This is a genomic window from Protofrankia sp. Cas8, from assembly GCF_963555845.1.
Classification (GTDB): Bacteria; Actinomycetota; Actinomycetes; order Frankiales; family Frankiaceae; genus Protofrankia.
In genome coordinates this window covers 50540-65595 of the sequence record NZ_CAUVXI010000007.1, presented here as the reverse complement: position 1 = coordinate 65595, position 15056 = coordinate 50540, and the positions used below count along the sequence as shown (strand labels likewise).

At 68.1% G+C, this 15056-nt stretch carries 9 protein-coding genes and 1 CRISPR repeat array; of the genes, 1 reads left to right on the top strand and 8 read right to left on the bottom strand.

The features are described from left to right. Positions 1 to 222: 222 nt before the first annotated feature. From cas2 to U9977_RS02775, 6 genes are all read right to left on the bottom strand, one after another. Positions 223 to 513 carry a CRISPR-associated endonuclease Cas2 gene (gene cas2 / locus U9977_RS02800; RefSeq protein WP_322747564.1) on the bottom strand — a complete coding sequence of 97 codons (291 nt, stop codon included), beginning with the start codon at positions 511 to 513 and terminating at the stop codon, positions 223 to 225. Positions 514 to 519: 6 nt separating this feature from the next. Beyond that, on the bottom strand, positions 520 to 2313 hold the full coding sequence (cas1, locus tag U9977_RS02795) for a CRISPR-associated endonuclease Cas1 (RefSeq protein WP_322747563.1): 1794 nt from the start codon (positions 2311 to 2313) through the stop codon (positions 520 to 522). Between the two features lie 201 nt (positions 2314 to 2514). Further along, a CRISPR array of direct repeats spans positions 2515 to 3563; the repeat unit is 36 nt; unit sequence GCCGCAATGGAGATCCGTCCCGGAGGACGGATGAAC. Between the two features lie 262 nt (positions 3564 to 3825). Next, a complete protein-coding gene (gene csb2, locus U9977_RS02790; protein ID WP_322747562.1) occupies positions 3826 to 5463 on the bottom strand; it encodes a type I-U CRISPR-associated protein Csb2 in 1638 nt (545 codons plus the stop codon). Then, positions 5463 to 6497 (bottom strand): type I-U CRISPR-associated RAMP protein Csb1/Cas7u, encoded by a 1035-nt coding sequence (gene cas7u / locus U9977_RS02785; protein WP_322747561.1) that lies wholly within the window; start codon positions 6495 to 6497, stop codon positions 5463 to 5465. The genes csb2 and cas7u overlap by 1 nt, the downstream gene beginning before the upstream one ends. Continuing rightward, positions 6494 to 9046: a type I-U CRISPR-associated protein Csx17 gene (gene csx17, locus U9977_RS02780; protein WP_322747560.1), complete on the bottom strand. Its 2553-nt coding sequence runs from the start codon at positions 9044 to 9046 to the stop codon at positions 6494 to 6496. The genes cas7u and csx17 overlap by 4 nt, the downstream gene beginning before the upstream one ends. After that, on the bottom strand, positions 9043 to 11565 hold the full coding sequence (locus U9977_RS02775) for a DEAD/DEAH box helicase (RefSeq protein WP_322747559.1): 2523 nt from the start codon (positions 11563 to 11565) through the stop codon (positions 9043 to 9045). The genes csx17 and U9977_RS02775 overlap by 4 nt, the downstream gene beginning before the upstream one ends. Before the next feature lie 419 nt (positions 11566 to 11984). Between U9977_RS02775 and U9977_RS02770 the strand changes: the two genes are divergently transcribed. Next, complete coding sequence (locus tag U9977_RS02770) at positions 11985 to 12602, top strand: NYN domain-containing protein (protein ID WP_322747558.1); 618 nt, start codon at positions 11985 to 11987, stop codon at positions 12600 to 12602. Positions 12603 to 12936: 334 nt separating this feature from the next. Here U9977_RS02770 and U9977_RS02765 read toward each other — a convergent pair whose 3' ends face one another. Continuing rightward, positions 12937 to 14202, bottom strand: a complete 1266-nt coding sequence (locus tag U9977_RS02765; protein ID WP_322747557.1) for an IS256 family transposase — start codon at positions 14200 to 14202, stop codon at positions 12937 to 12939. Positions 14203 to 14370: 168 nt separating this feature from the next. Then, a partial coding sequence (locus U9977_RS02760; protein ID WP_416210451.1) for a tyrosine-type recombinase/integrase occupies positions 14371 to 15056 on the bottom strand: 686 nt, incomplete at its 5' end.

Genomic DNA, 15056 nt, shown 5'->3' with positions numbered 1-15056 from the left:
CGTCGATCGTGGCGCCGCAATGGAGATCCGCCCCGGGGGGCGGATGAACAGCTCTCGCTGCTTGGGGCGGCTGAGCTGCAACGATACGGCTTGGTTCGAGCGCTGTCTGGGAGGGGGTCGGCCGGTTGCCGTGCTGGAGTTGTCAAGGTGCTGTCGCAGGGGGTCTGACCTGCGTGCGAGCGCTCCCGCGGAAGAAGTGTTGATCTGAGCGCTCGCAACCCGCTAGACGATCATCGGACCGCTGCTGGGGAGGGGTCGGTGAACCCCGAGAAACTCGAAGCAGCCGGTTCCCCGGCCGGTGGCCTCGCCGAGATCGACGATCACGACACTGTCCTCGGTGTGCTTGATGGCGGTACCGAGGGCCGCCAGCAGCAACGGCTTCTCCGTCCCGTCGAGGTCGCAGAGGAACACTGAATACTGGACGTGGTCACCGAAGCCCTTCATCGTGGTGAACACGTCCCGGAGCCGTTTCGGATCGCGGATATCGTAGGTGACCAGGTAGCGCCGTCGCATCGTCGACTACCGGGTCGTGAACGGGGTGTAGGCCGGGATCTCCCCGAGGACGTGCGCGCCGAGTAGCCGGGCCTGCACGTCGAGCACGCGACGGTAGTTGATCCGGTAGCCAAACGTCGGGTGGGTGACCTCGACGTCGAGTCGCCGTTCGTAGCCGGCGATGACCGCTTTCCGGCCGGCGCTGGTCAACGCCACGCCGCCGGCGCGGACGACGAAGTCGCTGTCCTTCATCTCGCCATTGTTGATGAGGTTCAGGACGAGCGAGTCCGCGATCAGCGGTCGGAACTCCTCGGCGAGGTCGAGGTCGAGGTCGAGGGCGAGCGCGGGTCGGCCGAACCGGGGCCGGTGGTAGAAGCCGAGGTAGGGGTCGAACCCGACGGTCAGGCACACCACCGTCAGATCCTTGACCAGCAGCGCGTAGGCGTAGGACAGCAGACAGTTCACTGCGTCCCGCGGTGGTCGACGGTTCCGCCCCTCCCACGAGAAGGCGCTGCCGGGCAGGCGGTGCTCGGGCCGCAACATCGTCGGGAACGCCTGGAAATAGGTGCGGGCCGCGGCACCCTCGACCCCGAGCAGTATCGCGGCCGAGGTGGCGCCTTCCGCCGCCTTCACGCCCTGCGCGAGCCGGTCCAACGTGTCGGGGATGGGGTCGCGGGCGTTGCGTCGCAACAGCGTCCGACCATTGCGGATCTTGCCTTGGATCATTTCGCGGGCAATGGCGAGACCACCCTGCGCGGCGGCGACGACCTGCCGTTGGCGCAGGTCCACGTTCTTGCCGGGCAGACCGTGGGCGATACCGGAGAACCAGCCGCCGTAGGAAAACCAGCAGGTCGGCACCTCCCGGGCGAACAGTTCCCGGACCGGCGGGGTGCTGACCTGCACGTTCCCGAACACCGACAGGTGGGAGACATCGATCAGCCGGGCGGAGGCGATCAGCTCGCCTTTCCGCCGGACCTCCAGCCGGTTACCGTCGCGGCCCACCACCGCGCCCTGCTCGGCGACGTACACCGGTCGGGATGCTGGATCCCGGGGCAGCAACCGGCGTAACGGCAACTGCGCCCGGCCGGCGAGCGCGTTGGTCTCGTCCGGCAGGCAGATACCCACCAGCGAACAGCGGGGGCACTTCGGGGAGTCCACCAGCGGCGCCGGTGCCTGTCCGCGCGCCGCGACGTCGCGCAGCTCGGCGACGAGGCCGAGTGTCCGGGCCACCAGCGCCTCGTCGAACACGACCCGCACCCGCTCCTTGGTCTCGGCGAACGCGAGCATCCCCTCGTCGCAGCGGTAGCCGGCCTCCCGCAGCAGCAGGCCCTGGACGCACAGCTGCACCCGTTCCGGTTCCCAGGAGCGCTGCGGGTTGTCCGGGGCACGACCCCGTTTCCGTTCGACGGGTATCACCGTCACGCCGCCCTCGTCACCGGTGTCTCCCTCGATGATGTCGACGACCGCCAGCAGTCCCAGCGTCGGCGACGACAGGCTGACCGAGCGGGCCAGCCGCAGCGTTCCGTCCTCCGGCAGCGGCGCCGCACCCGCCGGCCGGTCGACGTGCCGGTGCACATAGCGGCCGTGCACCGTGTCGGCGTTGTCCGCGAACCGGGACTGCACCCATTCCAGGAAGAACAGCCGTGGGCAGTACGCGAACTCGTTCACCATCCGTGCCGGCACGAGCTCCGGGACGACATCGACGCACGCTGGATCAGTCGAAGTCGGATCGGCTCGCGTCCCATCCGTCGGCGTGTTCTCGTCGTCCGCATGCGGCGCTGATCCGCCCGATGTGGGCCATGCGACTACCTGATCGTCCATCTGCGTCCCCCCGAACGATGGTGTGCCCTGGCATCCCGTCCGCGGCGCAACCCGAGGACGTCGGGCGCGGACCGCGGTTGGCATCTTCTACGGTCCACTGACGGATGACGCAGGTACCGCGATGCCGCACAGGTGGCCTCCGCGGTGCTCGTGGCCGATGTCGGTAGGTATCAGATGATCGAAATGGTGACATCTGACTGGGCTGCAATGGAGATCCGTCCCGGAGGACGGATGAACCTCGAACAATGTGGCTCTGACGTTCACGCCTGGTTCGCCGCAATGGAGATCCGTCCCGGAGGACGGATGAACCCGGCGCGCGAGACGCTGACACCGTCGCCGACGCGCTGCCGCAATGGAGATCCGTCCCGGGGGACGGATGAACTCCGATCGCCACGACCCTCGGCAAGGACTTCATCTGGCCGCAATGGAGATCCGTCTCGGATGACGGATGAACAACCGTGGGCTCCGTCGTCCAGTTGTACGCCGCAGTGCCGCAATGGAGATCCGTCCCGGAGGACGGATGAACGACCGAATCTCAGGATCCGGACGCTGTGGCGCTGGGGCCGCAATGGAGATCCGTCCCGGAGGACGGATGAACGCGGGCCTGTCCGCACTGTCCGTGCGGGCGGACTAGCCGCAATGGAGATCCGCCCCGGGGGGCGGATGAACACGGGGAGGGCCTCCGGGCCGCACTCGCCGCAAGCGCCGCAATGGAGATCCGTCCCGGAGGACGGATGAACGAAGTTCGCCACCGCCGTCCCCTGGGCAGTGAACTTGCCGCAATGGAGATCCGTCCCGGAGGACGGATGAACCAGAAAATGAACCGACTGATCAAGCTGTCCCATGTTGCCGCAATGGAGATCCGTCCCGGAGGACGGATGAACGTGATCAGAGACAGAGAGGTCAATGCCAAACACGGCGCCGCAATGGAGATCCGTCCCGGAGGACGGATGAACCACGCGTAGCGCCGTTTCGTCTGCGCTCAGCTGGCTAGGGCCGCAATGGAGATCCGTCCCGGAGGACGGATGAACGTGCGCGCCGAGTCGCCGTATGGGCTGTCACCGGTCGAGCCGCAATGGAGATCCGTCCCGGAGGACGGATGAACCACCGCCATATTTCCCCAGCGTTCGAAAAGCTGCCCTGGCCGCAATGGAGATCCGTCCCGGAGGACGGATGAACTCGACCTCCTGGACGGAGGGCGCCATCTATGTAGGGCCGCAATGGAGATCCGTCCCGGAGGACGGATGAACAGCTCTCGCTGTGTGAGGCGGCTGAGCTGCAAGGATACGGCCTGGTTCGAGCGCTGCCAGGCAGGGGGTTCGCGGCAGCCGCTGTGGAGTTGTCAAGGTGCCGCTGCAGGGGGTTTGACCTGCGTGCGAGCGCTCATGCGTGAGACTTGTTGATCTGAGCGCTCGCAGTCCGCTAGATGATCATCTGGTTGCCGGTGGGAAGGGGTCGGTGTGTCGCGCCTATGTTGATCTCCGTAGGTGTCAAGGAACGGTTTGGTCGCGCCTACCGCACGGGGCGGAAGAGGCCGAGGCCGAAGTGGGAGAGGGCGCCGAGGCTGATGGGGCCGCCGGCGGGTTCGGCGAAGACGATCCGTACACCGGTGGCGCGCCGGGCGTCGGCGAGGCGATGTTTGGTGGGGCGGTGGCGGCGGAACGCCAGCCAGTCGCCGTCCCCCAGGGCCGGCTCGACGTCGGCGGTCGGGGGTAGCCAGGGCCGGTAGGACAGCTCCCGGTGAATTTCGGCGCGGATGTGGTCGATCCAGCCCTGCTCTCCCCCCCGCCGTTTGCCATGACGGGCGGGGGCGAACGGCGTCCAGGACTCCCAGACGGTCGCGGGCGCCGGTTCTGGTCCGAGGCCGCAGAGTTCAGGGGCGATCTCGTGGACGGGGCCGGTGGCGACGGCGGCGATCCTGGCGGGCCGCACTCCGGCCGTGTCGAAGGGCGGGCGCAGGTGGGAGATGCGTCGCAGGGCGGTGAGCTCCTCGTCGGCGAGGCCGTCGCCGTTGTCGGGTGCCCAGACGACAAGGGAACGGATCAGCTTGTCGCGCTGCGCATCATCGAACGCGAGGTAGTGGGCATGCTGGTGATCGTCATGCAGCTTCTCGCTGTCACGGCGGCTCCGGCCGGACAGCAGCTCGCTGGAACGGGTCTTGTCCGGCCCGCCGTAGGAGGACTGGGCGGCGGCTCGGAGGATGTCGGCCACGGCGACGGCCTGGTGCAGGGACGGCCGGTCGGAAATGTCGATGGTCCAGCGGACCGCGTCAGCAGCTCGGATTTTGCCGGCATGTGCACCGGGACGGCGGTGTGCCCGACGGCTTCGGCCCGGTGACGGCCTGCTGTGGCTTTTTTGTTGGTTCGTCGCCGGTTCGTCGTCTTCGACGGCGTAGCGGATCCAGTACGCGCCGGGTGGTTCGAGGAACCCGGCGGTGCGCAGGGCCGCGGTGCGGACGGTGAGGGCGTCGAGGTCAAGCGGGGTGCGGGCGGCGAGGAGGGGCACCGCGGGTGCGGTGGAGGTCAGAGCGGCGGTCGCGCTGAGTGGGGTGGCGTGGCGCATGCCGTCCAGGGTGCGCACCGTGTCGGGATGGTCGGGATCGGTGGTGTCATCAACGAGCCGGGCCTGGCAGACGCTGTCGGCGCGCCCGAGGTAGGGCAGCAGGTCGAGCAGCCGGCCGAGGGCGAGGCGGGCGGGTTCGGGCAGATCGACCGGCCAGGTGATGAGGAGCGGTGCGCCGGTGTGCTGGTCGGGCGGGGCGGGTTGCCCGTCGGTTTCCCCGCCGGTGAGGTCGGCCGGGTCGCCGGGGCGGGCGGTTTCCAGGACGAGGAAGGCGTCGAACGCCTTGTCGGTGCCTTCTCGGCCCTGGACGCTCTGGGTGTTCCGCCGACCGTCGGGGAAGTAGTGCCGGCTGTGCCCGGCGCCGGTCGGGGGCAGCAGGAAGGCCGGGGGGACGGTCAGATCCTCCAGAAGTGCGTGGACGAGGTCGGCGTCGAGTTCCGGCGCGCGGGTTTTCCACGTCGCATACAGGGCGCGCAGGAGCCGCCACGGTGACGGCGGCCATTCGACGGCGGCTTCGTTGACGTGCCGGCCCCACGGGGTGGCGTGGTAGCGCCCGAGCGGGAAGCGGACGGCGGTGGTGGTGGCCATCAGCTGCCCGCAGCTGCCTTGCCGGCGCCGCGTTTGGTGCCCTTGGCCTGGCCGCCGCCCCACAGCACGTCGAGGGGGCCGCGGGCACCGAGTTGGTCGGCGCAGGTGGCGATGAGGCTGGCGAGCGAGGCCGACAGCTCGTCCTGCGACGGTAGCGGTGTGCCGCGCCGGTCCGTGATCGGTGAGCCGTCCGAGTTCTCCACGACGGCCAGGTCGCAGGCGGTACGCAGCCGCAGGCCGCCGTCGAGCAGGGTGCGGATCTGCCAGCGGGCCAGGGCGGCGAGTAGTTCCCCGGCAGGGTCGGGGAGACCGTAGCTGTTGATCTGCGCGAGGTCGATGACGAACGATGCGACGATCTCCCGAGCCGACCATTCGGTGCGGTGGAAGGGGACCATTCCGTAGCCCTCGCCGGATCCGCCGGTGCTCTCCCCGGTGGAGTGGCGCACGGCGTCCCGTTTCACCCCGCCGCTGTGCGCGGGGTGGACGTCGAGGGCTTCGACGAAGCCGGTCACCGCGCGGGTGATCCGTGGCTGGCCGGGCCAGACCCTGGCGTTTTCGGCGAAGAACGCACCGTGCAGCAGGCAGAGCGGGTCGAGGGCCAACACGGCGGCGGCGATCTGCCGTGGTGCGACGGGGGTGTCGTCCCGGAGCCCGAACCGTTCCTTGATGACGTCGGTCATCTTGGTGCCGTCGAGGGTCGAGTCCTTCACGAACGCCGAGGCCAGCCGGTGCGCTTCGGTGCGGCTGGAGGTCAGGTAGCGATGGTCGCCGGCGCCGAGGACCCGGATGTAGGGCAGGCCGGTGAGCTCCTCGACCGGTCGTTCGGCGCCGGGGTTCCATCCGACGGCTTCCAGCCGGTTGGCCATCGACTGCGTGGACTCGACCAGCAGCGCCTCGACGAAGGTGACTTTCCCTCCGTCGCGGACCGGCCGCTGGAAGCGGGCCGCGCCGATGTCGGGGAACCCGGTGGGCTGGAACCGCCCGCCGGCGACCGGTTCCAGAGGGACGTCGAACACCTGACGGGACACGGTCATGAGGACTCCTCCAAGGGAACAACATCAACGCGGATTGTGGATAGGGCGGCGGCCGGATCCGCTACGGCGGTTGTCGGGGTGGCCGGGTCCGGTGGGGCGACGAGGCGGAGCATGGCCCGCACGTCCGACGGTTTCAGGCGCAGCAGGCCGGCGGCGGCGAGCGCCGGACCGAGGGCGGGTGTTGCCGCGTGAGACCAGTCGGCATCGGCGCCGACGACACCGATCCCGGCCATCCGCAGCCGCAGCGCCACCTCGGGAAGCAGGCCCGTGAGCTGGTCGGAGGCCAACCGCCGCGGCCAGGTCGTCTGCGGCGCCAGCCGTGGCCGCCGCTCGACATCGGTCGACACCCGCCAGCGCACCTGTTGGCAGCTCAGCATCGGCAGGACGAGGGCCGCGGCCGGCGGAAGGAGATGCACCGCGCCGGTGGACGCCGCCTCGTGATCGCTGGCCACATGTCGGTCAAGCTCCCTGTCGGCGGCGGGGCTCCAATCGAGCAGGAGAAGTGCGGACAGTGTTCGGGCGAGCGCGGCATCATTGAGATCGCCCACAATGAGGGCGGCGACGTCGCCGAGCCCGGGGTACACGCCGAACTGGAACGCGGTCTCGACGGTGCCAACTGCCGCGGGTTCGGTGTCGGCATGGCCAGCCGGTGTCTCATCTGCGCGGTCGTCGGTGGAGTCGTCCACCGGGCCACTGTCGGCCGGTGGTTCTACTGGAGCAGGGCGTTGAGGTTCACGGCTGTGTTGCGCACGCTCGACGAGCACTCTCGCCAGGACATCGACGATGTTGCCGGCGTTGATGCCGTCCACCGGGGCGGGTAGCCCCGTCCATGCCCAGGACCGGTTTCGCGGCCCGCCGTGCAGGCGGACCGGGTGGAGTAGTTCCCGTAGCCGGGTCGGCTGCCCTCCAGCTGGCAACTGTGTCCTGCGGGGTTGTGGGTCGCGCAGCGATGCCAACGCGGCGGCCAGCCGCAGCTCCACTCCGGCGTGGTCGAGGAGCGCCGGCAGCCAGTCTGCCGCGTTCAGCCTGCTTACCGGTGGCACCCCGGTGTTGCGCATCGTGGCGGACCGGCCGACCGCGGCATCCAGGTCGGCCACGGCCGTGAGAACGTCGAGCAGGCCGGCGGCCCGCCGCCGCTGGTTCTGTGTCAGCCAGAACAGCGCCTCCTCGACCGCGCCGAGTCCGGAACGAACCGCGGCCGGTAGTTCCTTGGATGCCGACCGCACCCTGGCCAGCCACGGGTCGAGCGTGGCGGTGAGCCGCACCTCGGGCCGCCGCTCGCGGGACACCGCAACCCGCCCGACGGGAACCGCCAGCGTCGACAGGCCGTTGCGGGTCACCAGCGCGTGACGGGCGAACGCGTCGATGCCGCGGTCGACACCGAGCGAGGCAGCCGCGCGGGCCAGGTCCAGCCCGTTGCGGGCCTGCCGGCCGGACCATTCCGCCCGGCCTTCCCCGAGAAGCCGAGTTATCTCACCGACGGTCGCGGGACGTGACCACAGCGGCGTCCAGATCTCCCCGCGGGCGGAGCGTGCCTCCTCCGCGCTGGCTGACCCGACGCCGGCGGCGCTCGCGGAGACCGTGAACGGCGCCGAAGCCCGCCCGCCGCTCGCCGACCCCAACCTGCGAGCCGGTGCACTGGCGAACATCAGCGTGCCTTCGAGCATGAGCACCCAGCTCCACGGGTTCACCAGCGCGTCGCCGGTTCCCGACGAGGACGCCGACACCCCACCGACCGCGCCGGGGGAGAAGTAGCCGCCCGTCTCGCGCACCAGCGGCGCGGGCGCGTCGCCGGGGTTGTCGAGCAGCGCCGCGCGCAACCAGCTCTCCCGCCGACCCGCCTGCGCCGCGGCCGCCGTGGCCGCCGTGGCCGAGCGGGGTTTCGCCAGGCCGAGGGCGTCGATGAGCCGTCCCATGAACCCGACGGAGAAATCGAAGTTCCCGTCGTTCCCGCCGGTGCCCAGCAGCGGAGGGGTGGCGAGCAGGTCGAGGCCGCCTTCAGTGGACGTTGTCAGGATCGCCGTGTCCAGCCAGGCGAGCGCGTCGTCGGGAAACTCGGCCCGGCACAGTTCGACAATCATTGCTTTGTACTTCTTGTCGTCAACCCACCCCTCGGCTTCGGCTCGCCGGTAGATATGCCGCCCGGCGTTGATCGTCGCACGGTAGCTGGCAAGCCGTTCATCGGTCGAGGCTTCGATCGTCTTGAGGGCACCGGTCGCCTTCGGCTTCTTACCGTCGTCCTTGAAACCGCTGCCGTTGTTCCACGGCGACACCACCGGGGTCGGGCAGTACCGGTCCCGGAAGAACGCGATCAGCCCGTCGGCGTCCAGGGCCGAGCGCAGGACGAAGGTGTCATCGGCCCAGAAGCCGGCCGCGGTCGGGTCAGCCTGGTCGCCGACGATACGCAGCACGCCGAGCGCGACCAGATAGGCCCCGAGCGGTTCGGGACGCGCACCGGCCAGCACCACCTCATACGACCGGGGATCGGTTACCGCCACCGGGCCCGACTGTGGGTCGCCTGGCCGCGGATGCGTCATGGTGCCTGTCATGGCGTCGCCTCGTCGACCGCGGCGCGGACCGCCTCGTCGTCGATCTCCTCGCCGGGAGAGCGGCTCGCGGCCCAGTCCGCCATCCTGACCAGGGCTTCCAACGTGGCCAGCCGGAACACGCCGAGGCCCGGACGATCGCGTAATGCCAGCGCCCGCGCCGTCCACGACGGGCCGCCATCCCCATGACCGACCTCGAGCAGGGACAGGTCGAGCTTTGATTCGGGGATCATTCCGCTGACCAGGGTTATGGCCGGCAGAACATCGCCGGGCGCGATGCCGAGCACCCGCCCGTGCTGTTCCGCAGGCATGCTGCGCACTCCCAGGCGGACCCGACCGTGATGTGCGGCGACGAGGTAGACAACCAGGTCGGGTTCGGCGACACCGGCCAGCGCCACGGCCCCGTCACTGAGTAATGCCAGTGCTGAGGCCAACTCGTGGCGGAACCACGGCCGGGTCGTGTTACGGGTCCGGCCCGGACGCGGCGACTTCGCCCACACATCGCCGCCCTGCGGAGGGGCTTCATCCCCGGCGGCTTTCAGCAGCATGGTCTGAAAGCCTTCGTCGTGGGCCTTACCGATGTCATGGAGTCGTCCGGCGACCACCACTGCCTGGCGCAGCTCGTCGGGCAGGCCCGCGGCGAGCACGCCGGCCCATCGTTCGACGTCGGATGCATGCTGCCGCAGCGATACCCACCGTGGCGCGGCGCAGGTCGCGGTGCCGTCGTCCACCGGCTCGTCCGGGCTGGCCAGCGGATCCGGTCCGTCGGCGGCGATCGGCGGGCCCACGGGCACCGGTTTGTGTTCGGTCGGATCCCATCCGACCGTCGGGTTGTAGCGGCCTTCTGAGGCCGGGAGGACGAGTACCTGCCCGGGCCCGACCTGGTCGGACCGGATGCATCGCAGCCAGCGTCCTTCAACGCCGTCGAAGCGGAAGACCCGCCGACCCTGCTTGATCGTCTCCCGCATTTCCCGGATGGGAACCGGGCACAGCCAGTCCGCCAGCGGCGCGCGTGTGTCGGTCGCCGGGACCTGACCATCGGGAACATCGAGCCAGCCGACCGAAACATCCAGATCGTCGCCGTCGCGGAGGTACCGGCCGACGTCGATGTCGTTCCCGGTCAGATCCGGGGTGGTGTCGAACAGGTTGAGGAGGTCCCGTCGGCGAAGCACCGGATACACCGGCGCCGTCGTGTCCACCACGATCCGGTTGATCTCTTCGGTAGTCATCTGCCGCTTGTCGAGCTGGCGCAGCTTGCGCACCGCCGCGGCGACGTCGTCGGCATTGTAAGGCTCGGGCGACGGTGGCTCGCACCACAACAGTTCCGCGTCGGAGAAGGAACCGTCACGGTTGCACCGGCCGGCCCGCTGGACGATCGACGGCCAGGGCGCGGCCTCCGTCAGCAGTACCCGGGCGCTGAGGTCAACACCTGCCTCCAGGACCTGAGTACTGATGATGATCTGCCCGGCCGGGCCCGGGGCGGACACGATGGCGTCGTAGGCTGCGCGCCGGTCGACCGGACGGAACCGCGAGTGCAGCAGCACGACCGGAACGTCGGCCGGGGCCAGGGTGTGCACCGCATCGGCAAGTTCCCTGGCTCGGGCCACCGAGTTGACGACCGCCAGGGTGCGGGTGCCCGGCGAGTGGTTGACGACGAGGAGCCGAGCGAGTTTCGTCGCCCGCATCGCCGCGTCGTCGTCCGCGGCTACTTCCCGGACGAGCCGGCCGGCGTCCAGTCGGCGAGCCAGCGGCCCCACCCGGTCCGCCTCCTCTAATTCCACGATGGCCGAAGCCGACGGAGGTACCGCGTTGTCGACTGTGCTCAAGGCTGCCGGATCGACCGTCGCCGACATCCACATCGACCGGCACGGCGCCACTGTGCCCCAGCCTGAGCGGAACGCGTCCAGCTGGCGGCTGGTCTTCAGCGCCGGGCCCATCAACTGGATCTCGTCGAAGACCCACAGCGTGTCGCTGTGTAGCAGGCCGAAGTCGATGGGCCAGCAACACCGGCTCACGCCGTAGCCCCGGTTGAGCGCTCGGCTCAGTGTCTGGTCGAGGGTGCCGGCCAGGATCGTGTCCCGATCCGGTCGGTGCCGCCATGCCCCGTCGGCCCTCCCGGCTCCGCCGACAAGCTTGTACAGCCCCACCCGGCTGTTCGGCCTGGCGTGGGCTTCATCTGCCGATGCCGAGCAGGGAAGTTCGTCGGCGCCGGCCGCGGCATCCGCAACGGCAAGGTCCAGGTTGGCCAACCACCGGGCGATCTCCGTATGTGTCTGCTCGACCAGCGTCCGCATCGGCAGGGTGAACACCAACCGCCGAGGCGTCGTCCCGCGGGTCGCCGGGTTCTGGCGTCGCCACAACCACGGCAACACCGCCGCCGCGGTCTTCCCGGCCCCGGTCGGCACCCGCAACAGCTCCGGATGCCCCTGTTCGGCCAGGCGTCGCTGGTAGTCGTACGGCACGAACCCGTCCGGATGGTCCCCCGTCCGCGTGGCACGCCGGTGGAACGCCTCGAAGTCCACCCACACCCCCGTTGCCGGTAACCGAATCGTGACAGATAGCTCTGCGTCTCCGGCTCCGTCCTTGATATCTACTCCTGCGGTCGCTTGCTCTGTCTGTTCCGGTCCACCGGTAGCCCATGCAACCATGTTCGCATCAATCGCTAGGTTGAGTGATGCATCGTACCAGTCTGCTATGGTTCCGACCATGCTGCATGCGGGGTTGACGAATGGGCGCAAGGCCCGGACGGGCTCCGGCTACAGCGCCCCATTGCGGTGCCTCGATTGCTGGCTGAGTGATACTCAGAGTCACTATCGATCTCTCGACGGTTCGCCGTCGAGCTCCATTGATCAAAAAGAAAGGCGGCCCCTCACTGGGGCCGCCTCGGGCCGGTGGCATGCCAACCGGCGGGGTCCTTCGAGTATAGGGCAGGCAGCCAACGATGGCCACCAAACTCCGGGTCGGTCTCTACGTGGATGGATTCAATCTCTACCACGGTCTGCACTCAAAGTATGGACGCAAGTACCTCTGGTTAGATCTTGAGGCGTTGGGTGCAGCCCTCATCCGCCCCGACCAGGAGCTGTCGTTCGTCCGATACTTCACCGCCCGGGTCGAAGGCCCCGGAGTCGTCCGGCAACGCGCGTACCTCGCGGCTCTCACCGAGCATTGCCACCGACTCAAGATCGTCGAGGGTCGGTTCCAGAAGCAGCGCCGCACCTGTCGTTTCTGCGGGGCTACCTGGCAGCAACGGGAGGAGAAGGAGACTGACGTCAGTATCGCGGTCTCCCTTGTCGAAGACTGCGTCGACCATCTGCTGGACGTTGCGCTGATCCTTTCTGCGGACCAGGACCTCTCGCCGGCGATCCGTGCGATGAAGACCCGCCGGCCGAACCTTCGGGTGGTCGCGGTCTTTCCACCTGACCGCAATAGTGACGCCCTCGCCAAGATCGTGGACGCGAAGCTCCCACTGTTCGAACAAGTGATCAAAAACTCTCAACTACCAGCAAAGATCGCGGCGGCCGACGGGCGGATACTAACCCGGCCCGACTACTGGTCGTAGTGACTGAACCGCCCCGAGTTTGCTGGAGACTCTAACCCTTGAGAGGAAAGAGTCATGCCCGCTCCCAGGAAGTACCCCGACGAGCTCCGTGAACGTTCGGTTCGTCTCGTGTTGCAGATGCGACGTGAACAGCCGACGGAAGCGCATCGTTCAATCTCGACGGTCGCGAAACGGCTTGAGCGGGGGTGACCCGCGACGGACAGCAGTTCGGAACGGGAGGTGGTCACTCGCTGAGTGTGAATTTACGCGGTCCGGCGACCGCGGATGGATGGAGTCCCCTGGAGTGGTGTAGATCGGACCGCGTTCAACTCTGCGTTCCCCTCTACGAAAGCTATTATGCCGCGTGGAGTTCGAGTTTGTCGAGCCCGTCCGGGACCGGTGTTGCAGCGAGTTCCGACACGCTGGTCATGGTAAGTTCTTTCATGGATTCCTCGGAAAGATAGCGACGGTCGGAGACCTGCCACTCATCGTGGGCCTCGATAAGAACGGCGCCGGCGAGACGGAGCAGGGATTCCCGGTTGGGAAAGATTCCGACGACGTCGGTCCGGCGTTTGAGTTCCCGGTTGAGTCGTTCCAACGGGTTATTCGACCAGATCTTACGCCAATGGGCCTCGGGGAAGTCCGCGAACGCGGTCAAATCGGCTGTCGCGTCGAGAAGCATCGCAGCGACAGCGGGAAACCGGTCAGTGAGTAGATCGGCGACGACATCGACCTGGGCACGAACCAACTCGGCGGTGGGTTGAGCGAAGATCGTGCGAATTGTGGCGGCGACCATCTCCGCGGCGTGCTTGGGCACCCGGACAGCAACATTACGCTGAAAATGGACCCGGCAACGCTGCCAGGCGACCCCGGGCAGCACCTTGCCCACCGCGGCGGTCAACCCCCGATGCTGATCAGAGATCACTAGGCGGACCCCGCAGGGACCAACGGCCAACCCCCGGTCCCGCAACGACCGCAGAAAATCCGACCAGAACACCTCACTCTCACTGTCCCCGACATCGCAGCCGAGCACCTCCCGGCGGCCCTCAGCCGACACACCCGTCGCGATGATCACCGCCTGGGAGACGACCCGGCCATCGAGACGAACCTTGCAGTAGGTGGCATCGAGGTAGACGTAAGGGAAGGCCACATGGTCCAGCGGCCGGTCCCGCCACGAAGCGACCTCCCGATCGAGCGCGGTGCAGATCCGTGACACCTCAGATTTGGAGATTCCGGACTCGACACCGAGCGCGGCGACGAGGTCGTCGACCTTGCGGGTCGACACGCCGTGTACATACGCCTCCATGATCACCGAGTGGAGGGCGGCGTCGATCCGCCGGCGCGGCTCGAGCAGTGAAGGGAAGAACGAGCCGGTGCGCATCTTGGGGATCCGGACCGTGAGGTCCCCTGACCCGGTCGACACGACCCGCTCCCGACTCCCGTTACGCTGAGTGGTTCGCTGGTCGGAACGCTGGTAGGGCTGTGCGCCGACGTGCGCGGTTGCCTCCGCATCGATCAACGCCTGTAGGGCTGCCTGCAGAATCTGACGCATCATCTGCCCGGCGTCGGTGCTGCGTAGCAGCTCCAGCAATCCGGATACGGCAGACTGGTCCAGGGCCATCGTGTGCACTCCCTCTGCGAGTACTTGGCGGTTCTCACAGAGCTTCACGCGATGGCTCTCTCACGTCCGGGACCGACACGCCCGCCGGACGATCAAGGAACTCCCGATCTACACCACTCCAGGGGACTCAAGCCGCGGATGCGGTCGAGTGCATTGAGGGCAGTCTCATCAGCTGTGGGCAGTGTAGGCGTTTCTGCAGTGCTGGCAGCGGCACGGCGCCATCGAGTAGGCGGTGATCGTGCCGTGGCGGTACTGGCGGCCTTTCGCGTTCGGTTCGGTAAGCCCGAGCATGTCATCGTCGCCGGCCGGGTCGGCAGGTAGGGGAGCGGCGGGCGTGTCCTGCTCCGGCACGGGGAACAGAAGATCGTCCGGTCCAAGCCCTCGTAGCTGGATGTATGCACGTATCTTGTCGATTACCTGTGTGCCGATCTTGAAGCGTCGGTACTCCTTGTCTTTCGGGTATTCCTGGACGAGAAACCGGCCGCCGGTGGGGTGGTCCTCCGGGCGTACCGGTACCACGGCTCGGCTCACGGTGACGATCCCGGTGGTGAGGTTGACGTCTCGAGGCCGTAGTTCTGTCAGCTCGCCCCAGCGCATGCCGCTCTCGATGTCCAGCTCGACGAGGAGTCGGAAGACCGGGTTGTCGAGCGCATCGTAGATCCGGTCGAACTGTTCGGGTGTGATGATCTCAAGCGGCTTGATTGGAACGTCCGGAGTCTTCACGCCCCGACAGGGGTGCAGGAAGATGACCTGATCCTTCAGCGCTGTTGTGAAGATTGCACCGAGGATCGTCATGTTCTTCGAGATCGCGCTGGGGCTCAGGCCGCGGCTGATCTGGTCGGTGACCCACTCCC